The sequence below is a fragment of the Ruminococcus callidus ATCC 27760 genome, from assembly GCF_000468015.1.
In the GTDB taxonomy this organism is placed as follows: Bacteria; Bacillota; Clostridia; order Oscillospirales; family Ruminococcaceae; genus Ruminococcus_C; species Ruminococcus_C callidus.
Genome location: NZ_KI260341.1, coordinates 20845 through 42115 on the forward strand (window position 1 = coordinate 20845; position 21271 = coordinate 42115).

The following is a 21271-nucleotide window of genomic DNA, read 5'->3' on the forward strand; positions in this document are numbered from 1 at the left end:
GGGCAATACCGCACAAAGATTGTGCGGTATTGCCACAGGATTTTTTAGGGAAACACTGAATAAAGCTTGTGCAATGCTGTCTTTACTTGGATTTCTTTACAGCTGCAACAATCGCCTTTACGATCTGTACCAGAATCATAGAGCCAAAGCTGAAACCATAAATTGCACCGATCAGTACACCGGACATGCCGTTTTCGATCTGGAACAATCCATGCAGTGCCGGAATCCACAGCACAGCGTTAATGAGTACCATGCCTGCTGCAAACGCCAGAATCGCAAACGGATTATTCCACAGACGCTTGGAAAAGATCACCGGCTTCTCTGCTTTGCAGCTGAAACCGTGGAACAGACGTGCCATGCACAGTGTGGCAAATGCCATGGTCATAGCTGCACCGGCATTGTGTGCTCCCTGATAGAAATAGCCCAGCAGGAACGCACCAATGGTGGCGATACTGATAATCACGCCGGAATAGCCCACCTTTGCCAGAAAGCCCTTGGTGAGGATCGACTCATTCGCCGGACGAGGCTTTCTCTTCATCACGTCATCGGAATGGGGTTCCAGTCCCAGTGCAATTGCCGGCAGAGAGTCTGTCAGCAGATTGATAAACAGCAGGTGGATCGGAGCAAAAGGCACCGGCAGCCCTGCCAGCGAACAGAACAGCACTGTAATGATACCCGCCAGATTGCCGGACAGCAGGAACAGAATTGCCTTCTTGATGTTCTCGTAGATATTTCTGCCATTCTTCACTGCCTTGACAATGGTGGCGAAATTGTCGTCCGTCAGAATCATTGCCGCAGCGTCCTTGGAAACCTCTGTACCGGTGATGCCCATTGCCACGCCTACATCAGCCTGTTTCAGTGCCGGTGCATCGTTGACACCGTCACCGGTCATGGCAACGATATTGCCACGCTTCTGCCATGCACGGACAATGCGAATCTTATGCTCCGGTGTCACACGGGCATAAACCGATTTGTCTGCCACAAAGTCCACCAGCTGCTCGTCGGTGTAAGCGTCCAGTGCCGCACCCTCTACAGCTTCTTCCGGCTTTTCCAGAATGCCGATCTCCTTGGCGATCGCCGAGGCGGTGACAATGTGGTCACCGGTGATCATTACCGGCTTGATTCCAGCAGATCTGCACTCTGCAACTGCCTGTTTGGATTCCTCACGGGGCGGGTCCATTTCGGCAATCAGTCCCAGATAGGTCAGGTCGTTTTCGTCCTCAACGCTCAGCGTATCACCGGAAAACGGCTTTGCCGCAAAACAGAGTACACGCAGACCTTGTTTCGACAATTCTTCCACCTGTTCCACAATTTCCTGCTTCTCTGCATCAGAACATGTCATGCGGTTCAGCAGCACGTCTGTTGCACCCTTGGTGTACATTTTCCGCACATCACCGTGCTGGTTCAAAGTAGACATCAGCTTGCGGTCGGAGTCAAAGGGAATCTCGCTGATGCGGGCATGTTCCCCACGCATTTTCTCATCGGACAGCCCGCAGTTCTGGGCAAACCGCACCAGAGCCGTTTCCGTCGGGTCACCGATCTCAGTACCGTCCTGACATGTGGCATCACTGCACAGCACGGAAGCCAGAATCAGCTCCTGTTCCTCTGGATTTTCCGGACTGACATCTTCGGCGGCAATGATATGATCCTGCACCACGATTTTCCGGACGGTCATCTTGTTCTGTGTCAGGGTACCGGTTTTATCCGAACAAATGACGGAAACAGAACCCAGTCCCTCGACTGCCTGTAGCTTTCGCATAATGGCGTGTTCCTGCGACATCTTCTGAGTACCAAACGACAGCACGATTGTGACAATGGAACTCAACGCCTCCGGAATCGCTGCAACTGCCAGAGCAATGGCAAACATCAGGGAATCCATAACTGCACTGAAATTGATTACATCAACGCGAATCATGCTCAGCACGAACACCAGTGCACAGACGATCATGATACCGATAGAAAGCCGCTTTCCGAACTGGTCCAGTGTGATTTGCAGCGGGGTTTTCCGAGCCTCTGCGTTCTGGATCAGGGAAGCGATCTTTCCCACTTCGGTCTGCATGCCCACTTCTGTAACCACGTACACACCGCGTCCGTAGGTGACAAATCCACCGGAATACACCATATTCTTCCGGTCTGCCAGCGGCACTTCATCTGTAATGGTGTCCAGAGATTTTTCCACATTGGTGCTTTCGCCGGTGAGGGCACTTTCGTTTGTCTGAAGTGATGCACAGTCGATCAGTCTGCCGTCCGCGGGGATCTGGTCGCCGGCTTCCAGCAGAACTACGTCACCAACAGTGATCTCCTCTGCCGGCAGGATTGCTGTCTGTCCGTCACGGAGCACCTTTGCCGTAGGCGACGACAGCTTTTTCAGATTGGAGAGCGACTTTTCCGCCTTGACAGTCTGCACCGTTCCCAGAATCGCATTCATGGTGATTACGGCGATAATGACAATGAAGCTTTCCAGATCGCCGGTAAATGCAGAGATCAGGGCGGCGATGATCAGAATAATGACCAGAAAATCCTTGAACTGTTCCAGAAAAATCAGCCACGTCGGCTTTTTTTTCGCCTCTGCAATGGCATTTTTCCCATACTGTTCCAGATGTTTCGCCGCAGTTTCCGACGATAGTCCCTCTGGACATGTGCCTAACTCCTGACAGAGTTCTTCGGGTTTCTGCCGATAATGTTCGTTCATGTACAACATTCCTTTCCTTTGTAGCATACGGGTCGGACAGGCACGGACAGAAAAAAACGGCAAGACCATACGGAACCGACAACTCTCCTGTCAAACGTGCTCCGTAAAAGTCTTGCCGTTTAGATATGAAGCGGGTCATTTTCTCAAACGACCGTACTGACGCCGCATAAACAGGAGAATCTCCTGCCAGCTACTCTCTTTTACTCTTAATATTATACCCAACTTCATGAATCTTGTCAAGTAAAAAGAAAAAAGTTCACAAAAGAGCCGATGACACGCTTCCGCATCATCGGCTCTTTCTATATGATATTGCTGTCTGTGACAGACGTTTTTAGTCGTTTACCTTGCGGGTATAATCCGGCAGCAGCTTCGGAGAAACTTCGTCCGGCTGGATACCAGCGTCAGCCAGTTCCTTTTCGAACTTTGCAACGTGATCCAGAGTCAGCTTGCCGACTTCAACAGTCTTTGCCTTTGCAGCAGCGTACTTACCAGCGTTACGGCCGAATACGATAACGTCCAGCAGGGAGTTACCCATCAGTCTGTTTTCACCGTGTACACCACCAGCAGCTTCGCCGGCAACGAACAGGTTTTCTACGCAGGTCTGGCTGTCTGTGCCAACCTTGACACCACCGTTCTGGTAGTGCAGAGTCGGATAGATCAGCATCGGCTGCTTCCGAATGTCGATGCCATATTTCAGGAACATTCTCAGCATTGCCGGAATCCGCTTTTCGATCGTGCCTTCGCCGTGAATAATGTCGATCATCGGAGCGTCCAGCCATACACCCTGACCACCGGTCGGAGTGTCTACCTGCTTGCCACGGCGGCATTCACGAATAACGGTAGATGCGGTAACGTCACGAGTTTCCAGCGGGTTCATGAAGACTTCGCCGTCTACGTTTACCAGCTTTGCACCCAGAGAACGAACCTTTTCGGTAACCAGTGCACCGAAGATCTGTTCCGGGAATGCAGCACCGGTCGGGTGATACTGCAGGGTGTACTGCTCACGCAGCGGAGCACCCACACGATAAGCCAGCACCAGACCGTCTGCGGTTGCACCGTAGTGGTTGGAAGTCGGGAATCCCTGATAGTGCATTCTGCCTGCACCGCCGGTAGCAATGATAACAACCTTTGCCTTGGCGATCAGGATCTCGCCGGTTTCCATGTTCATCAGAACGGCACCGGCACAGTGACCCTTGTCGTCCATGATCAGTTCGATTGCAGAAGTGAAATCCACTACCGGAATCTTACGGTTCAGCACTTCGTCACGCAGGGTACGCATGATCTCTGCACCGGAGTAGTCCTTCGCAGCGTGCATTCTCTTACGAGAAGTACCGCCGCCGTGGGTGGTGATCATGTTGCCTTCTGCGTCCTTATCGAACTCAACGCCCAGATCCTGCAGCCATTCAATGCCCTCCGGAGCCTCGGTAACCAGCTTATAAACCAGTTCCTTGTCCGCAGCAAAGTGACCACCGCCGTAGCAGTCGAGGAAGTGCTGTGCCGGAGAATCGTTCGGCTTATCCGCAGCCTGAATGCCGCCTTCTGCCATCATGGTGTTTGCATCACCGATACGCAGCTTGGTTACGATCATAACCTTTTCGCCGGCATTGTCTGCTTCGATCGCAGCAGATGCACCAGCACCGCCGCCGCCGATGATGAGCACGTCGGTTTCATAATCCGGACAGGAAAGATCCGGCAGGTTGTCCTTCAGGCGGCTGTCAGACTGGAGCATTTTTACCAGTTCCTTCGGAGCCTTTTCGCCCTTGTTCGGACCAACAGTCAGCACGTCGAACTGATCTTCGCGATAGTCCGGGTGGTTTTCTTTCAGAACCTGATCCTTTTCCTCTGCGGTCATTCTTCTCGGTTCCATTGCAGCATTTTCTGCACGCTTTGCTTCTACCTTCTTAATGGATTCCAGCATTTCTTCCGTATACATGATACCGCACCTCCTTACTTTTCAATCTCACGATTGTTGTACTTTTCACGAATCTCCGCATCGCTCAGTGCCATATTTGCACGGATTGCTTCTTCGCACTTGCCTTCTTCGATTTCCTTGACACGATCTGCCAGATGCTGACATTTCGGTTCAATGTACTTACCGTTCAGGCGGCGAGCCAGCATTGCAACCTGCGGGTGCGAGATACCAGCCGGACAGCGGGAAGAACATACGCCGCACATAACGCAGTCGAAAGATTCTTCTGCACACTTTGCATATTCCGCACGCTGTGCATATGCGATATACTGCATAACGTTCAGACCCTGTGTACAAGCATTGGTACAAGCGTTACAGCCGATGCAGGAATAGATTTCCGGATAGTTCTTCATCATTACGGTTTCGTCCGGACGAACCTCGTTGATGTCATAGATCTCCTTGATCAGCGGGAAGAACGGCAGCTGTGTGATGTACATGCCTTCTACCACCTGTGTGGAGCATGCCAGACAGGTGTGCAGTTCTCTGTCACCCTTGATCCGGTAAATTGTTGCACAGGCACCGCAGAAACCATTTCGGCAGCCGCAGCCGCGAACCAGTTTATAGCCAGCGTATTCCAAAGCCTTCATGATGGTCAGACTGGCAGGAACCTCATACTTCTTGCCCATCACGAACACATTAACCATCTGTTCCATGTGAATTCTCCTTTACCATTAATATTCGTTCGGCAGTTCGGACAGCTCATCAAAGCGGAATACCGGACCGTCCTTGCAGACGTACTTGTCACCGATATTGCAGCGTCCGCACTTGCCGATACCGCATTTCATACGCAGTTCCATTGTGGTATAGACCTGTTCTTCTTGGAAGCCCAGTTCTTTCAGACCGTCCAGTGTGAACTTGATCATGATCGGAGGTCCGCAGATCAGAACAGTACGGTTCAGGTCCGGCTTCAGTTCCTTGACATAGTTCGGAATAAAGCCAACGTGACCGTCCCAGCCCTCCTGTTCACGGTCGATGGTCAGATCCACCTTGCAGTCCTGACTCCATTCGTCCAGAATTTCCTGATAGTCTACCAGATCGTCCTTGGAACGGGAGCCGTAAATGATATGCAGAGAACCATAAGCGCCAGGATTCTCACGCTTTTTGTCACGGCAATAGTTGATGACGGAACGCAGCGGAGCCAGACCGATACCGCCGGCGATAAACAGCAGATCCTTTCCCTTCAGACCATAGTTGCCGTTTTCCGGTGTCGGAACGGTTTCCACCGGAAAGTTCTTTCCCAGCGGACCTCTGACGGTGACTTCCTGTCCAACGTCCATCATGTGCAGCCAGCTTGTCAGACAGCCGCACTTCTTGATCGAAAATTCCATGAATTCCTTGTTTGTCGGAGAAGATGTAATGGAGAACATACCTTCGCCAATGCCCGGAATGGAAACCATCGCACACTGACCGGGCATATGCTCGAACAGTTTGTTTCCGTCCAGACCGACCACGCGGAATGTCTTGACATCGGGAGTATCCTGACGAATGTCAGTTACCACGCCGACCTTCGGAATCAATGCTTCTTGTTTCATGCGTTACCCTCCCCTAAAGTCTTCATGACCTTTACAATGTTCATGGAAATCGGGCAGCTCTTCATGCAGCGACCGCAGCCAACGCAGCCAAATACGCCGTCGTTGTTTGCCGGATAGTAAACCAGCTTATGCATGAACCGCTGACGGAAACGCTCCAGCTGTGTGGGACGCGGCTGACCGCCGGCTGTCTTGGTAAAGTCAGCGTACATACAGCTGTCCCAGCAGCGGAACCGCTGTACGCCGTGACCGGTGTCATAGTCGCGAATGTCATAGCACTGACAGGTCGGGCACACGAAAGTACAGGTGCCGCAGCCCAGACATGCTTCTGACAGGCTTGCCCACTTATCGGAACTGAACAGTTCCATCAGCTTATCTCCGCCAAAGGAGTCGGTAGAGAGGTTCTTCAGCGGCAGCTTTTCCAGAATTGCCTTGGTCTTTGCCTTGGATTCTTCCGCAGCATCGTCTGCGGCATCTTCCAGCATCGGCAAAGAAGCCAGCAGAGCCTCACCCTTTTCGGTGTTTGCCTGCATCAGCACTGCATCATCTGTCAGCCAGCAGCTGACATCGCCAGCCGGTTCTGCGGCATCGATACCGAATACCGAGCAGAAGCAGGTTTCACTGGGCTTGCTGCAGGACATGGTCATTACCACGCCGTGTTCCCGACGGTTCTGATAGTAGGTATCTACCGGTTCCGACAGATACACGCTGTCCAGGATCTTGAAGCTTGCCGCATCACAGGCACGCACGCCGAAGATCACAAAGTCCTCGCACTCAGTACGAATATCATCGACTTCGATCTTCTTGCCGTTGACCTTGAAGTTGACCATGTTTTCTACCTGCGGGAAGAAAAAGTCCTTGGCACTGCGGACAGTGTTGACTGCCTCTGCAGCATACTTTGCTTCCGGTGTCCAGACGCTGTACTTTACACCGCGTTTTTCATCGGTGCCGTCAGCAACCGGCAGATAGAGTTTCTTTGCTTCTGCGATGGCAGCGAACAAAGCGTCCAGATTTTCTCGAGATACTTTTTTCATCACTTGCTGCCTCCTTTATAAACCACATTCGGCTCGCAGTCTTCCTTGGTGAAGTTCACCAGCGGTGCACGGCTGCCTTCCTCTGCACCAGCCTGATATTCACCATAATAAGTGTTAATATCCTTGATGAACTTCCGGTTCAGCAGGTGCAGCGGAATGTGCTGCGGACATACTCTGGAGCACTCACCGCAGTCGGTACAGCGACCTGCTACGTGGAATGCACGAATAATGTGGAACATATTTTCTTCGAAGGAGTCTGCTGCTGCCTTCTGGGAAACACCAGATGCCGGATTGTCAAAGACGCACTGTTCGCAGCTGCATGCCGGACAGATGTTGCGGCAGGCGTTGCAGCGAATGCAGCGGGACAGTTCCCCACGCCAGAATGCGAATCTTTCTTCCGGTGTCATAGCCTCCAGCTTTGCGACCATATCGAAACGACCGGACTCCGGATTTTCCTCACCGTTTTCGCCCAGCATCTCATCGTAGACAACAACCTTGTGGCTCTTGCAGACTTCGCAGCGTTCCAGCAGGCAGTCCTTCTTGCTGACAGAAACTTCACCGTACATGGTTTCCGCCTTTACGGTGTCACCGTCAGTGGTGATGCCCAGAATGCCCTCGGCACCGGCTTCACGTACCTTATCCGGATCCAGCTTGCCGTCACAGGGAACGCCGATGATGTAAACGTTTTCCCGCTTGATGCGGTGTTCTGTCAGCAGCTGGTTGAAGCTATAGGAATCACACGGCTTCAGGAAAACCAGTGTCTTGCCCTCCAGCTTAGACAGTTTGATCAGATACTTCGACAGATTGCTGCCGCAGAAATCGTGATATACAAAATCCTTTTCCAAAGCTTCTGCAGAATCGAACACAGCCGGTGTGGGATCATAGACAAACTCACCGTTTTTCCAGCCCAGCACACGAACAACTGTACCGTCTGCCAACAGCTCGGAGGCTCTTTTCATCATTTCGCTTTGCATCTCAGATCCTCCAGTCTTTTGTTCTCGCCCAGTGCAGTGACAGTTTCTACAAACTCATTCATGGTTGCAGCGAACTTTGCACCTTCTGCGGCGGATACCCATTCTACACGGGTACGCTCTTTCTCGATACCCAGATAATCCAGCATCGAGAACAGCAGTGTCATTCTGCGGCGGGCATAGTAGTTACCAGTGGTATAGTGGCAGTCACCCGGGTGACAGCCGCAGAGGATCACGCCGTCTGCACCACGCTGGAATGCACGCAGAATAAAGAGTGGATTGACACGGCAGGAGCAAGGTACACGAATGATCTTGACATCTGCCGGATAGTTTGAACGGTTTGTACCCGCAAGGTCCGCACCTGCATAAGAACACCAGTTACAGCAGAATGCGACGATTTTCGGTTTAAATTCCTGATTTACTTGCATATTGCATCTACCTCCGCCATAATCTGACCGGTTGCGAAGCCCTTCAGATCCATTGCACCGGACGGGCATGCAACGGTACAAGCACCGCAGCCCTGACATACTGCCTCATTGACAACTGCTACGCGGCGAATCATCGAGCCGTCCTGACGGCGGCTGAAGTCCTTCTCCTCATAAGTAATTGCACCGTACGGGCAGACATTTGCACAAGACGAGCAACCATTGCACTTCATGGGATCCGAATGGGATACGCACGGGTTGCAGGACAGCTTGTCCTTTGCCAGCAGACCGATAACCTTAGAAGCAGCGGCACCAGCCTGTGCAACGGTTTCCGGAATATCCTTCGGTCCCTGACAAACACCGGAAAGGAATACACCGGCTGTCGGGGATTCTACCGGACGCAGCTTTGCGTGAGCTTCTGTGAAGAAGTCGTTGGTATCCATGCTTGCAGTCAGCATGGTTGCCAGCGGACGGGCACTCTTGTCTGCTTCGATCGCAGCAGCCAGAACGACCATATCTGCCTTGATGTGCAGCTGTTCGTTGGAGATCAGATCAGAAGCCTGAACATCCAGTGTGCCGTCAGACTGCGGAGCAACCTTGCCGACCATACCCTTAATATAATGTACGCCATACTGTTCTACGGCACGGCGATAGAACTCATCATAGTTCTTGCCCGGTGTACGAACGTCGATGTAGAATACATAGACATCGGTATCCGGATATTTTTCGCGGCACAGCATTGCGTGCTTTGCGGTATACATACAGCAGATCTTGGAGCAGTATTCCTTACCGCAGCCATGCTGAGAACCGGATTCACGGCTGCCGACGCACTGTACGAATACCAGTGTCTTCGGCTGCTTGCCGTCGGACAGACGCTGCAAATGACCTTCTGTCGGACCGTCTGCCTTCAGGATCCGCTCGAATTCCAGAGAAGTGACAACGTCCTTGCTCTGGGAATATGCGAATTCGTCATAGCCGTCAATGTTGATCGGATTGTAACCGGTAGCGGCAACGATTGCACCGTACTTTTCTTCTACGAAAGTTTCCTTCTGCTCGTAGTCGATCGCACCGGCAGAGCAAACTGTCGAACACAGACCGCACTTGCCCTTGGTGAGCTTGATGCAGCGTGTGGAGTCCAGAACAGCAACGTTCGGGATTGCCTGTGCAAACGGGATATATGCAGCGTGACGGTTGCTCAGTCCCAGATTGTAAGCGTCCGGAATGTTCTTTACCGGACACTTTTCCGTACATGCACCGCAGCCGGTACACTTATCCTCATCGACAAAACGAGCCTTACGGCGAATCTTGACGCTGAAGTTGCCCACGAAACCGGTCACTGCTTCTACTTCACTGTAGGAGTAGATCGTGATCTTGTCGTTCTGTGCACATTCTACCATTTTCGGTGTCAGGATACAGGACGAGCAGTCCAGTGTCGGGAATGTCTTATCGATCTGTGTCATCTTACCGCCGATGGTCGGTTCCTTTTCGACGATGTCTACCGGATAGCCGGCTTCTGCAATATCCAGAGCAGTCTGGATACCTGCGATACCGCCGCCGATGACCAGAGCACGCTTGGTTACCGGACTTTCGCCGGCGATCAGCGGGGTATTCAGCAGAACCTTTGCAATTGCTGCACGTCCGAGGACGATTGCCTTTGCGGTTGCCTCCGGAATATCCTTGTGGATCCACGAGCACTGTTCACGAATATTTGCGACTTCCAGCATGTAGGGGTTCAGGCCTGCTGCTGCAACAGTCTTACGGAAAGTTGCCTCATGCATACGGGGCGAACATGAACATACAACAACGCCCTCCAGCTGATACTCCTTGATCGCATCTTTGATTATGTTTTGGCCTGCCTCTGAGCACATATAGGGATAGTCGGTCGCATAAACGACTGCCGGCTCTTTTCCAAGAGTTTCAGCAACAGTTTTTACGTCGACGGTCGCCGCAATGTTCGTACCGCAGTGGCATACAAAAACACCTATTCTCCGCATTTTTATGCCTCCTTATTTGCTGTATTTCCGGAATGCACTGACGATTGCCTGCTGCGGCAAATCGTCGTCCAGCATTTCGGGAATCTGCTCCGATTTCAGGTGATTCTGTCCCTGCTGACGGATTACCGCCAGTCTGACTGCTTCCACCAGTTTTGCCGGTTCCACGTCACGCGGGCAGCGTTCTACGCAGGCAAAGCAGGACAGGCATGTATAAATGGACTTCGATGCCATCAGCTTTTCGATGTCACCTTTTTCCACCATATATACAAACTGATGCGGATGATATTCCATTGCATCATAAGACGGACAGGTACCGCTGCACTTTCCGCAACGCATACACTTCAGCGGATTCACGCCGCTGGTCGTCAGAACGAGTTCTTTCAAATCTGCCATTTTCGTTCCTCCTTATTTCAGACCGAGTGCTTCCGCCAGCAGCTCGGTAAAGTATACGACCGGCAGATCCGAAACGCCGGAATTCTTCTGGAGGTTGTACAGACAAAGCGGACATGCGGTGATCACCATTTCTGCACCGTGGTCCTTGGCACTGGCCATCACCTTGTTGCTTCTGGACTCTGCCACAGACTTTTCGTCCAGTGTCAGATAGCCGCCGCAGCATTCGTTCCGCATCGGATACAGTACCGGTGTTGCACCAATTGCACGGATAAAGTCTTCCAGAATCTTCGGATTCTCCGGATTATCCATCTGCATGGTCTTTCCCGGACGGAGCAGAAGACATCCGTAATATGCGGCGATCTTCTTGCCCTTCAGCGGATTTACCACTTTCTTTTTCAGTTCATCGAAGCCGACCTTGTCCCGCAGTACTTCCAGATAATGCAGAACTTCGGTTTCGCCCTGATACGGCTCTGCCAGCTTCAGATAATTGTTTGCTTTCAGAACAATGTTGTCATCGGTCTGCATATCATGGTTGACCTGCTTGATGACATTATGACAGGCAGAACAAAGGGTAACCAGAGGCTGTCCCAGTTCCTTTGCTTTTGCCAGTGCACGAATCGATGAGAGCTTGGTTGCGATCTCATTCTTCGCCATTGGATACACACCGCCGCAGCACTGCCAGTCCGGAAGTTCTTCCAGAGTAAAGCCCAGTGCTTCAGCAGAGATCCGAGCATAGTGATCGAGGTCTTTCGCCTTGGTCTTCAGTGTACAGCCCGGAAAATAACTGTATGTCATAGCAAAACTACCTTTCCTTCCTGTTTTTTTGCACCGAAGTGCAGACGGTTCACGCCATCTCCTCGGGATGGAATACTTCGTCGAACCGTTCAGCTGTCAGGAATCCCAGCTCTACGCAGGCTTCCTTCAGCGAGATGTTGTCATGGAACGCCTTCTTTGCAGTTTTTGCAGCATTCTCATAACCGATGTAGGGGTTCAGTGCGGTTACCAGCATCAGAGAATTGTGCAGGTTATGGTGCATCTTTTCGCGGTTTGCACAGATGCCCACTGCACAGTTCTTATTGAAGGAGACAATGGACTCTGCCAGCAGACGTGCAGACTGCAGGAAGTTATACGCACAAACCGGCATAAATACGTTCAGCTCAAAGTTACCCTGAGAAGCTGCCATGCCGACTGCCACGTCGTTGCCCATTACCTGAACAGCAACCATCGTTGCCTGTTCGCACTGTGTCGGATTGACCTTGCCCGGCATGATGGAAGAACCCGGTTCGTTTTCCGGAATGGTGATTTCACCCAGACCATCTCTCGGACCGCTTGCCAGCCAGCGAACGTCGTTGGCGATCTTCATCATATCCGCAGCCAGAGCCTTCAGGGCACCGTGTGCAAATACGATCTCATCCTTGCTGGTCAGTGCGTGGAATTTGTTGGAAGCGGTGACGAAGTCCTTGCCGGTCAGTTCAGAAACTGCCTTGGCAACTTCTACATCAAAGCCCTCCGGTGCATTCAGACCGGTACCAACTGCGGTGCCGCCCAGTGCCAGTGTCTTCAGGTACGGCAACGCAGAAACGAGCATCTCGCGATCACGCTCGAGAGAAGTACGCCAGCCGCTGATCTCCTGCGAGAACTGGATCGGTGTTGCATCCTGCAGGTGGGTTCTGCCGCTTTTTACAATGCCCTTGTGTTCTTCTTCCAGACGGCGGAAGGTAGCCACCAATTCGTCAATTGCCGGCAGTACCTTATCCTCTACAGCCAGAACAGCAGAGATATGCATTGCAGTGGGGAATGTGTCGTTAGAAGACTGACTCATATTGACATCGTCATTCGGGTGCAGGATCTTCTTTCCGGCAACTTCATTACCGCGGTTTGCGATAACTTCGTTGGCGTTCATGTTGGACTGTGTGCCGCTGCCCGTCTGCCATACAACCAGCGGAAAATGCTCGTTCAGGCTGCCGGAGATCACTTCGTCACAGGCAGTGGAGATTGCAGAAAGCTTCTCCTCTGTCATACGCTCCGGACGGAGCTTGTGGTTTGCCATAGCGGCAGCCTTTTTCAGGATACCGAAAGCGTGTGTGATCTCGCGGGGCATGGTTTCAATGCCCACACCGATCAGAAAGTTCTCGTGGCTGCGTTCTGTCTGTGCTGCCCAGTACTTATCGGCGGGCACCTTTACTTCGCCCATCGAATCGTGTTCAATGCGATACTCCATGTTCATCTCTCCTATTTTGAAATTTTGATGATGGTGATTGTGTCTGTTTCTGCTGTGCGGCAGAAACGCTTTTGTGTCCGGTAAAAAGACTGTCCTGCCCTCGGCTGCAGTCCGTCAGTTCGGGCTGCTTGTCCGCAGTCTTTCTGCGGTTCCACAGCCGGATCCCCGTGCCGATGCAATGCACCCTTTCACGGAAACATACTTTTATGACAGAACAGCCTTTCTTCGCTGTCGGAACCGCTGAAAGCGGCTCCTGATCCCGTCCTGTCCGAACGTCATTTTCACGGCGGCACGGCACAAAAAAATCTGCTGTACAACACGGCACAGCACCGCCATAGTGAAACTGTCTGTGACAGTTCCCGACAGAAAAATCAAGAATTCTCCCCGAAAGCCGTCGCTTTTCCAGAGAAAAACTACATGATGTACTATCTATGATATTATAACATATTCCGCCTGATTTTTCAAGGGACAATCGCAAATTTTGTATGAACAAGCGGCATAACAGCCTCCGGTGTCGATTCCCGAATGGTAAAATTTCTGTCACACGACACCATTCGGGAAATTTCATGTCATTTTGCATTATACCATTTCTTTGTGAAAAAATCAACAGCTTTTGAAACACCTCATGTTTTGCAAAGTTTTTCGCGGAAATACGCTGTTTTTTTGTCATGCCCCTTTGAAAAAACTTTGTTTCCCGAAACGAGAATGTGGTTTTTCATAGTTAGTATAAGCTAACTATAATTTTACAGAAATCGCAGCCGATTTTCCGCCGGTTTGAAAAGTTGTCCGGTTTCTTCAAAAAATCTAACGAATCCACTTGTCTTTTCCCGAAAAGCGTGGTATAATGCAGTTGTTCCGAAAAACAGAACAACGGAGGTATACCCCTATGGAAACATTCCACAACCGGCTGCAGCAGGCGATGCAGCAAAAACACATGACGCAGTCTGACTTGTGTGCCAAAACCGGCATTTCCCGTTCCACCATGAGCCAGTATTGTTCCGGCTCTTTCCGCCCGAAGGAGAGCAAGCTGCGGCTGCTGGCGAAGGCTCTCGGCGTAAAGGAAGCGTGGCTGCTGGGCTATGACAGCCCCGAAGAACCGCCTGTTTCATGGGAGGACTATCCCAATCTTCGCCCGATTCAGCTGAAACGCTTTCCGCTGCTGGGTGAGATCGCCTGCGGCGAACCGATTTTTGCACAGGAAGATCGGGAAACCTTTCTGATCGCTGATGCAGAAATTGCTGCGGACTTCTGTCTGCTGGCACGGGGCGACAGCATGATCGGGGCACGGATCTACGACGGCGATGCGGTGTTTATCCGCAGCCAGCCCATGGTGGAAAACGGCGAGATCGCGGCTGTAATCATTGACGACGAAGCCACGCTGAAACGGGTCTACTACGACAGAGAGCACGCACGCTTACAGCTGGTACCGGAAAATCCGGCATACTCTCCGCTGGTCTATGTGGGAGAAGAACTGGACAATATCCGCATACTGGGAAAAGCAGTCGGATTCATGAGTATTTTTTAAGACAAGCAAAAAGCGGCAGACAGTTGGGGAAACTGTCTGCCGCTTTGTTTTGGAATTGCAAAATTACAGAAGCGGGCTGATCGTCCGCAGGATCGCCTGCCAGAGCAGACTGTGCCGGCGACGCTTGCAGTCCTGAAGCGTCACACGGCGGCTTTTCTCAATGGTCACAACGCAGTCCAGCTTCATCTTCTGCAACGCACTGCATTCCACCAGCATCGCCGCACACTCCATGTGCAGGTACAAACTGCGATAGTCCATGTTGATCGTTCCTACAATGCCGATCCTGTCATCTACCAGATAGCTTTTGGCATGGATAAATCCCGGCGTATACTCATAGATCCGCACCCCTGCCCGAATCAGCGGCTCATAATAGGAACGGGTGAGAGAATACACCACACGCTTATCCGGAATCCCCGGTGTCACAAGCCGCACATCGACCCCGCGTTGTGCCGCCATGCAAAGGGCGTGCTGCATTTCGTCATCGATTGCCAGATACGGCGTGAAGATATACACATACTCTTTCGCCTGATACAGCAGATCCAGATAAATATCCTGTGCCAGCGTTTCATTTTCAAAGGGCGAGTTGCAGTAGGGCTGCACATAGCCGTCTGTGGGAAACGGTTCCGGATGATACCGGTGTGGCAGGTACTTCTTGCAGTTGTCATTGGTGTTGTAGAATGCATTCCACAGTTCCAAACACATCAGCGTAAGGCTGTACACGCCCTCGCCATAGAGCCGCAGTCCGGTGTCTTTCCAGTGCCCAAACCGCTGTTTCTGGTTGATATACTCATCTGCCAGATTGAAGCCGCCGGTATAGGCAATATAGCCGTCAATGACAGTGATCTTCCGGTGGTTCCGGTTGTTCATCACCGCGGAAAGTGCCGGTCGGAACGGGTTGAACGTCAGCACATGGATTCCCGCCGCCGCAAGTTCTTTCCGGAAATTCTTCGGCAGACAGCCCACGCTCCCCAGATCGTCATAGGCGAAGCGTACTTCCACGCCGGCGGCTGCCTTTTCTTTCAGAATGGCTTTGATCGAATCCCACATGACTCCCTCTGTCACGATAAAATATTCCATAAAGATATAATGTCTGGCTTTCCGGAGATCCTCCAGCAGTCGGGGAAACGCTTCATCTGCCAAAGAAAAATATTCCACCTTGGTATTCTGGTACATGGGAAAACCGCTGCTTTCCAGATAGAAACTGGTTTCCGCCATGCGTACCGGAAACGCCGCCGCAGAACAACCTACAGAGGGACGAATCCCGATCACCCGTCTGCCGTGGTGCAGCTGCCGGCGAATCCGCCGCGAGGGACGCTTGTCCCCGAACAGCAGATACATCATTCCGCCCAACAGCGGAAACGTACCGATAAACAGCATCCAGAGAATTTTATAAGAGGGATTTCCGGACTTGTTGATGATATACAATTCAATCGCCAGACTCAGTCCGATAAATGTAATATTGATCCACGTTGCATACTGTGTCAGCCGCAGAAACAAGATCACAAACCACACCAGCTGCAAGACAATCAGGAATCCGATAATTACCACTCGGCTGGTCAACATGCTGATCAGTTTTTTCAGCTTTCGCCGCACAACATCACGCTCCTTTCCGGAATTGCTTCGGGCAACACTGCACAAGCTTTATGCGGTGTTGCCTTCATCTCTTTTAGTATAGCAGATTTTTCGAAAAAAGGCAAGCCTCACTTTTGGAGAAAAAGTAGGGCGGTTTGCTGATATAAGAAAACGTATCGGACGAGAAACTCGTTGACTTCCAGTGGGAATAGAAGATTTCGATGCAGAATTCGAAAAATTTAAAAAAGAATTTGCAGAAAAGCACAAAAATGATGAAAGCACCTCATTTTGAATTCCCAAAAGTTAGACCAAAAAAATCTAACAATTAGGTGCAGTTCAAAATGAGGTGCTTTTTTTCACGTTTAATTTTCACGTTTAAATGGTAATTCTATGTTTCCTTTACTCGGCATAGCCGTCGGGGTGATGCTGGTGCCAGTTCCATGCACTGGCAATGATTTCTTCCAGACTGTCATGTACCGGTTCCCAGCCCAACACAGCCTTTGCCTTTTCGCTGGAAGCCACCAGCCGTGCAGGATCGCCGGCACGCCGCGGGGTTTCCACTGCGGGAATCGGGTGCCCTGTCACCTTGCGGGCAGTTTCGATCACTTCCCGCACAGAATAACCTACGCCGTTGCCCAGATTGAAAATGCTGCTTTCCCCGCCGTTTTGCAGATATTGCACTGCCAGAATGTGTGCCTGTGCCAGATCGGTCACATGGATATAGTCCCGAATGCAGGTGCCGTCCGGCGTGTCATAGTCTGTGCCGTAAATGGAGATCGCTTCCCGCTTGCCGTTGGGCACCTGTAAAATCAGCGGGATCAGGTGGCTTTCCGGATTATGTGCCTCGCCAATGGTGCCGCTGGCATCTGCTCCGCAGGCGTTGAAATACCGCAGGGAAACATACCGCAGTCCATGTGCGTTTGCCGTCCAGTGGAACATCTTTTCCATTGCCAGCTTGGTTTCTCCATAAGGGTTTGTCGGCAGCGTCCGGTCGGTTTCCAGAATCGGAATGTGCTCCGGTTCGCCATAGGTTGCTGCGGTGGAGGAAAAGACGATCTTGTCCACGTGATTTTTGACCATTGCCTCCAGCAGCACCCGTGTGCCGCAAAGGTTGTTGTCATAATATTTCAGCGGATTTGTGACGCTCTCTCCCACCAGCGAGTATGCCGCAAAGTGAATGACTGCATCGATCTGCTCCTGCTGAAACAGATTATCCAGAAATGCAAAGTCGTGCAGGTCGCCCTGATAGAACTTTGCCCCTGCCGGAATGGCTTCGCGGTGCCCTGTCACCAGATTGTCCGCCACGATCACATCTTCTCCGGCACGCACCAGTTCCAGTGCCGTATGGGAACCGATATATCCGGCTCCGCCCAATACTAAAATACGCATTGCAATTGCTCCTTTCCAAAAGCTTAAACTCTGACACCGCCCAGCGGACGGACAGAAAGCTTGTGACAGCTGCCCTTTCCGAACAGCTGGTTCATACACTGACAATATGCCTCGGCTTCTTCCACCGGCACAAATGCCTGAATGGTTCCGGCAAAGCCGCCGCCGTGTACCCGCACAGCACCCTTTTCACCAAGGAACTGTTTGCTGTACCAGATGCCCAGCGGAATCGCCTGTTCTGTGGGCTTCTGGCAGGAAAACAGATTTTGCAGCAGTTCCGCAGAAGAAGTGCCGGACTCCCGCACCAGTGCAAAGAATGCGGACAGATCGCCGTCTTCCAGTGCCTTTGTCTCCGCAGTTGCCCGTTCGCTCTCTGCAAAGAAATGTGCCGCACGGAGAATGGCACGGTCGGAACAGGTCTTTCTCAGCCGCGGAATGGCTTTCCGGAACTGCTCTGCGGAAACCTCCCGCAGGACAGACTTTCCGAAATAAGCGGCAACCTGCTTCATCTCTGTCGGAACCGCCACATAATCCGGTGTCAGATCGGCGTGGCTGCCCTTGGTATCTGTGATGCACAGACAGTATCCTGCTTGTGCAAAGTCAAAGGTGTGCTTCTGTATCACCGGCTTTTCGGTGTCCGCAAAATCGATCCAGACGAAACCGCCTACGGAACTGACCATTTGATCCATCAAGCCGCTTTGCTTGCCGAAATATACATTTTCCGCATACTGTCCGATCTTGGCAATTTCCACTGCACCGGCTTTTCCGCCGTTGTCATGCTGGTCGATGATCGTTCCCACCAGCACCTCAAACGCTGCCGAGGAGGAAAGCCCGCTGCCGCTGAGCACCTCCGAAGTGGAGTAAGCATCCCAGCCGCTGAGGGATACACCCATATCTGCAAATTTCGCAGCGATTCCCCGAATCAATGCCGTGGAAGTGCCTTCCTCCTCCGGCTTCTTTGACAAATCGGAAAGCTGCACCTGAATCTGGGAATAGCCCATAGATTTCAGCCGGATCACGCCCTCCCGATGAAAACCGACAACGGCGATCACGTCCAGATTCACCGCCGCCGCCAGCACGCAGCCGTGCTGGTGATCGGTATGGTTGCCGCCGACTTCGGTGCGTCCGGGAGCCGAGAAAATGCCGACTTGTTTCCGCTGGGGATACAGCTTCGCAAATTCGTCCAGTGCCGCCGCGTACCGTTTCTTCTGGTGCACCAGCATGTCTGCATCGTCACCATACAACTGTTTCAGCTTCTTGTCCAGCTTTCCCGCTTTCAGTGTTTGTTTCCACTCTGCAACTGTCATCATCGTTCGCATATCCTCTCATTTCATTTTTCCCGTACTGTGCGGAATTTCCTCAAACTTCTGTAAAGTGCATGGATACCGGCGTATAATCGCCCCATGCCTTCGGCAGCAGCACGCCGCCTACCATGAGTGCCGCACCGGTGTAGACTTGTTCCGTGCCGTCCAGCCGGTACTGCTTTTCTGCACACAGTCCCCGCAGCTTCACCTGATGCCGCAGGGTGTTGGCTTCGGCGTGGAAGATCATGCCCTGCACCAGTATCTCGCTGCCGTCCTGTGCCGCAAATGCCCAGATCGCTTCTGCATCGGTCATGGGGTTGGTCAGACGGTAGTACCTGCCGTTGTGGATCAGCGGGCCATAAGCCTTGAACTGCTGAATTTGCTCTGTCACAGCCTGCTTTTCCGCATCAGACAACAGATTCAAGTCCAGTTCATAGCCGAAGCTGCCTGCCATAGCCGTCACCGCACGGGTTTCAAACGGCGTGATGCGACCGGTCTGGTGGTTCGGCACGGTGGAAACGTGAGAGCCCACTGCGGAAACGGGATAGAAGAACGATGTGCCGTACTGGATCTTTGTCCGTTCGCGGGCATCGGTATCGTCACTGCACCAGATCTGCGGGCAGTAGTACAGCATACCGGCATCAAATCTGCCGCCGCCGCCGCTGCAGCCCTCAAAGAGTACTTCCGGAAACGCCGCCGTCAGCCGTTCCAGCAGGGCGTACAAGCCAAGCACATAACGGTGAGGCATCTCTCCCTGCCGGTCTGCGGGCAGAGTCTGGGTGTACCAGTCGCTGATGCTGCGGTTCATGTCCCACTTGACATAGGAAATGTCTGCACTGTGCAGCACTTCGCTCATGACACGGAACAGGTACTCCTGTACTTCCGGATTGGTCATATCCAGCACCAGCTGATACCGTCCCCGCATCGGCGAACGCTCCGGAATTCGAATTGCCCAGTCCGGATGTGTCCGATAGAGGTCGCTGTCCTCGGAGATCATCTCCGGCTCGAACCAGATGCCGAACCGCATACCCATCGCCTTGATCTTCTCCACCAGATCGTGCAGTCCGCCGGAGAGTTTTTTCTCATTGACGAACCAGTCCCCCAGACCGGAACAGTCGTCGTCCCGCTTGCCGAACCAGCCGTCGTCCAGCACCAGCATATCCACGCCGAGGCGTGCAGCTTCTTCGGCAATGTGCAGGATCTTTTCCGTATCGAAGCCGAAATAGGTGGCTTCCCAGTTGTTGATCAGCACAGGACGTTCTGCCAGCTGATACTTGCCGCGGCAGATGTGTTCCCGAATTGCCCGATGAAACTGGTGGGACAAAGTTTCCAGTCCGGTGCTGCTATAGGACAGCAGCACTTCCGGTGTGGCAAAACACTCCCCTGCTCCCAGCTCCCAGCGGAACAGGTCGGGGTGGATTCCCATGACTACACGCACCTGCCCCAGCTGGTCGCACTCGATCTTGGTCTGGTGGCTGCCGCTGTAGACCAGAGCCGCCCCCACGCAGGCACCGGAGGTTTCCGTGCAGTCCGGTGTGCAGAGCAGCACGGTGGGATTCTGGTGATGACTGGACGTACCGCGGGTGCTGGAACTCTCCTGAATGCCGTGGAGCAGCGGACGGCGTTCTGCCTGCCGTTCCATGGCGTGTCTGCCGTAGAAGTGTATCCACTCCCAGCTGCCCTGTCCCATGTCCAGACAAAGGCTTGCCGCCTTGGTCAGTGTCACCGGTGCTTCGCCCAGATTGCGGATCTCTGCACAGCGTGTCACAATGTCCAGTTCCGGCAGCACGCCGTATTTCAAAGTCACTTCCACCGCAGAAGCCGTATCCCGCAGAACCACTTCCAGTGTTTCCGCTTCGTCCTCTCCGGCATACAACGCCGGCAGACCGGCAATGGCATACTTGCCCTGTTTCACCGTGTGGCTGTAGTACCGCAGATCCAGTGCACAGCTGCCGTCAGCGTGTACCGCCTCCACTGCCGGCACCCGAAAATCGCCTATGCCTGCTCCGGCATATTCCAGCGGCAGGGTGTCCAGCGAATAGGTGCGGTCATTTCCGGCATCATGGGGATTTCCGGAAAAGCCTACGTCCGGATAGTCCTGCAAATAGGACATGTCACAGCCAGTCTTTGCACCGTACCAGAGATGCCGCAGGACCCCGTAGGTGTCCGCCTGCATCTGGTACATGGTATGCTTCGTTTCCAGTGTAAAAATTCGCTTTTCTGTATTGATCTTGATTGCCATATCCAACACTCCTT

The 21271-nt window shown here is 52.5% G+C and carries 17 protein-coding genes; 1 reads left to right on the forward strand and 16 read right to left on the reverse strand.

Features of this window, described 5'->3' with window-relative positions:
• Positions 1 to 82 precede the first annotated feature (82 nt).
• The 12 genes from RUMCAL_RS04170 to RUMCAL_RS15350 form a co-directional block, all read right to left on the reverse strand.
• A complete protein-coding gene (locus tag RUMCAL_RS04170) occupies positions 83 to 2692 on the reverse strand; it encodes a cation-translocating P-type ATPase (protein WP_040646930.1) in 2610 nt (869 codons plus the stop codon).
• Positions 2693 to 3023: 331 nt separating this feature from the next.
• Positions 3024 to 4625, reverse strand: coding sequence for an FAD-dependent oxidoreductase (locus tag RUMCAL_RS04175; RefSeq protein ID WP_021681307.1), 1602 nt, complete (start codon positions 4623 to 4625; stop codon positions 3024 to 3026).
• 14 nt (positions 4626 to 4639) lie between these two features.
• Entirely contained in the window at positions 4640 to 5314 is a 675-nt protein-coding gene (locus RUMCAL_RS04180) for a 4Fe-4S dicluster domain-containing protein (protein ID WP_021681308.1), read from the reverse strand.
• Positions 5315 to 5332: 18 nt separating this feature from the next.
• Positions 5333 to 6193, reverse strand: a complete 861-nt coding sequence (locus RUMCAL_RS04185; RefSeq protein WP_021681309.1) for an FAD/NAD(P)-binding protein — start codon at positions 6191 to 6193, stop codon at positions 5333 to 5335.
• Positions 6190 to 7224, reverse strand: a complete 1035-nt coding sequence (locus RUMCAL_RS04190; RefSeq protein WP_021681310.1) for a 4Fe-4S dicluster domain-containing protein — start codon at positions 7222 to 7224, stop codon at positions 6190 to 6192. Before RUMCAL_RS04190 ends, RUMCAL_RS04185 begins: the two co-directional genes overlap by 4 nt.
• A complete protein-coding gene (locus RUMCAL_RS04195) occupies positions 7224 to 8198 on the reverse strand; it encodes a 4Fe-4S dicluster domain-containing protein (protein ID WP_021681311.1) in 975 nt (324 codons plus the stop codon). Before RUMCAL_RS04195 ends, RUMCAL_RS04190 begins: the two co-directional genes overlap by 1 nt.
• The gene (locus tag RUMCAL_RS04200; protein WP_021681312.1) at positions 8183 to 8623 is read right to left on the reverse strand and encodes a hydrogenase iron-sulfur subunit; all 441 of its coding nucleotides are present in this window, start codon (positions 8621 to 8623) and stop codon (positions 8183 to 8185) included. The genes RUMCAL_RS04195 and RUMCAL_RS04200 overlap by 16 nt, the downstream gene beginning before the upstream one ends.
• Entirely contained in the window at positions 8614 to 10614 is a 2001-nt protein-coding gene (locus tag RUMCAL_RS04205) for a CoB--CoM heterodisulfide reductase iron-sulfur subunit A family protein (protein WP_021681313.1), read from the reverse strand. Before RUMCAL_RS04205 ends, RUMCAL_RS04200 begins: the two co-directional genes overlap by 10 nt.
• A 12-nt stretch (positions 10615 to 10626) precedes the next feature.
• Positions 10627 to 11007: a 4Fe-4S dicluster domain-containing protein gene (locus RUMCAL_RS04210; RefSeq protein ID WP_021681314.1), complete on the reverse strand. Its 381-nt coding sequence runs from the start codon at positions 11005 to 11007 to the stop codon at positions 10627 to 10629.
• Between the two features lie 12 nt (positions 11008 to 11019).
• Positions 11020 to 11802 (reverse strand): CoB--CoM heterodisulfide reductase iron-sulfur subunit B family protein, encoded by a 783-nt coding sequence (locus RUMCAL_RS04215; RefSeq protein ID WP_021681315.1) that lies wholly within the window; start codon positions 11800 to 11802, stop codon positions 11020 to 11022.
• Positions 11803 to 11851: 49 nt separating this feature from the next.
• Entirely contained in the window at positions 11852 to 13228 is a 1377-nt protein-coding gene (fumC, locus tag RUMCAL_RS04220; protein ID WP_040646939.1) for a class II fumarate hydratase, read from the reverse strand.
• Positions 13212 to 13898: a hypothetical protein gene (locus tag RUMCAL_RS15350; protein ID WP_156902408.1), complete on the reverse strand. Its 687-nt coding sequence runs from the start codon at positions 13896 to 13898 to the stop codon at positions 13212 to 13214. The genes fumC and RUMCAL_RS15350 overlap by 17 nt, the downstream gene beginning before the upstream one ends.
• Before the next feature lie 216 nt (positions 13899 to 14114).
• Here RUMCAL_RS15350 and RUMCAL_RS04225 point away from each other — a divergent pair, with 216 nt between their 5' ends.
• Positions 14115 to 14753 carry a LexA family protein gene (locus RUMCAL_RS04225; protein WP_040646940.1) on the forward strand — a complete coding sequence of 213 codons (639 nt, stop codon included), beginning with the start codon at positions 14115 to 14117 and terminating at the stop codon, positions 14751 to 14753.
• 63 nt (positions 14754 to 14816) lie between these two features.
• On the opposite strand, the gene cls is transcribed toward RUMCAL_RS04225, so the two are convergent.
• The 4 genes from cls to RUMCAL_RS04245 form a co-directional block, all read right to left on the reverse strand.
• Positions 14817 to 16346, reverse strand: coding sequence for a cardiolipin synthase (cls, locus tag RUMCAL_RS04230; protein ID WP_051343653.1), 1530 nt, complete (start codon positions 16344 to 16346; stop codon positions 14817 to 14819).
• Positions 16347 to 16724: 378 nt separating this feature from the next.
• Complete coding sequence (gene galE / locus RUMCAL_RS04235; RefSeq protein ID WP_021681324.1) at positions 16725 to 17714, reverse strand: UDP-glucose 4-epimerase GalE; 990 nt, start codon at positions 17712 to 17714, stop codon at positions 16725 to 16727.
• 23 nt (positions 17715 to 17737) lie between these two features.
• Positions 17738 to 19021 carry a galactokinase gene (locus tag RUMCAL_RS04240; protein ID WP_021681325.1) on the reverse strand — a complete coding sequence of 428 codons (1284 nt, stop codon included), beginning with the start codon at positions 19019 to 19021 and terminating at the stop codon, positions 17738 to 17740.
• 49 nt (positions 19022 to 19070) lie between these two features.
• Positions 19071 to 21257: an alpha-galactosidase gene (locus RUMCAL_RS04245; protein WP_040646942.1), complete on the reverse strand. Its 2187-nt coding sequence runs from the start codon at positions 21255 to 21257 to the stop codon at positions 19071 to 19073.
• Positions 21258 to 21271: the final 14 nt, after the last annotated feature.

Bases quoted from the DNA above. Each gene is read 5' to 3' on its own strand.
- fumC (WP_040646939.1), bottom strand. From the start codon at position 13,228: ATGGAGTATCGCATTGAACACGATTCGATGGGCGAAGTAAAGGTGCCC.
- RUMCAL_RS04210 (WP_021681314.1), bottom strand. From the start codon at position 11,007: ATGGCAGATTTGAAAGAACTCGTTCTGACGACCAGCGGCGTGAATCCG.
- RUMCAL_RS04200 (WP_021681312.1), bottom strand. From the start codon at position 8,623: ATGCAAGTAAATCAGGAATTTAAACCGAAAATCGTCGCATTCTGCTGT.
- RUMCAL_RS15350 (WP_156902408.1), bottom strand. From the start codon at position 13,898: ATGACAAAAAAACAGCGTATTTCCGCGAAAAACTTTGCAAAACATGAG.
- RUMCAL_RS04245 (WP_040646942.1), bottom strand. From the start codon at position 21,257: ATGGCAATCAAGATCAATACAGAAAAGCGAATTTTTACACTGGAAACG.
- RUMCAL_RS04185 (WP_021681309.1), bottom strand. From the start codon at position 6,193: ATGAAACAAGAAGCATTGATTCCGAAGGTCGGCGTGGTAACTGACATT.
- RUMCAL_RS04190 (WP_021681310.1), bottom strand. From the start codon at position 7,224: ATGAAAAAAGTATCTCGAGAAAATCTGGACGCTTTGTTCGCTGCCATC.
- RUMCAL_RS04215 (WP_021681315.1), bottom strand. From the start codon at position 11,802: ATGACATACAGTTATTTTCCGGGCTGTACACTGAAGACCAAGGCGAAA.
- RUMCAL_RS04240 (WP_021681325.1), bottom strand. From the start codon at position 19,021: ATGATGACAGTTGCAGAGTGGAAACAAACACTGAAAGCGGGAAAGCTG.
- RUMCAL_RS04180 (WP_021681308.1), bottom strand. From the start codon at position 5,314: ATGGAACAGATGGTTAATGTGTTCGTGATGGGCAAGAAGTATGAGGTT.
- RUMCAL_RS04205 (WP_021681313.1), bottom strand. From the start codon at position 10,614: ATGCGGAGAATAGGTGTTTTTGTATGCCACTGCGGTACGAACATTGCG.
- RUMCAL_RS04175 (WP_021681307.1), bottom strand. From the start codon at position 4,625: ATGTATACGGAAGAAATGCTGGAATCCATTAAGAAGGTAGAAGCAAAG.
- galE (WP_021681324.1), bottom strand. From the start codon at position 17,714: ATGCGTATTTTAGTATTGGGCGGAGCCGGATATATCGGTTCCCATACG.
- RUMCAL_RS04225 (WP_040646940.1), top strand. From the start codon at position 14,115: ATGGAAACATTCCACAACCGGCTGCAGCAGGCGATGCAGCAAAAACAC.
- RUMCAL_RS04170 (WP_040646930.1), bottom strand. From the start codon at position 2,692: ATGAACGAACATTATCGGCAGAAACCCGAAGAACTCTGTCAGGAGTTA.
- RUMCAL_RS04195 (WP_021681311.1), bottom strand. From the start codon at position 8,198: ATGCAAAGCGAAATGATGAAAAGAGCCTCCGAGCTGTTGGCAGACGGT.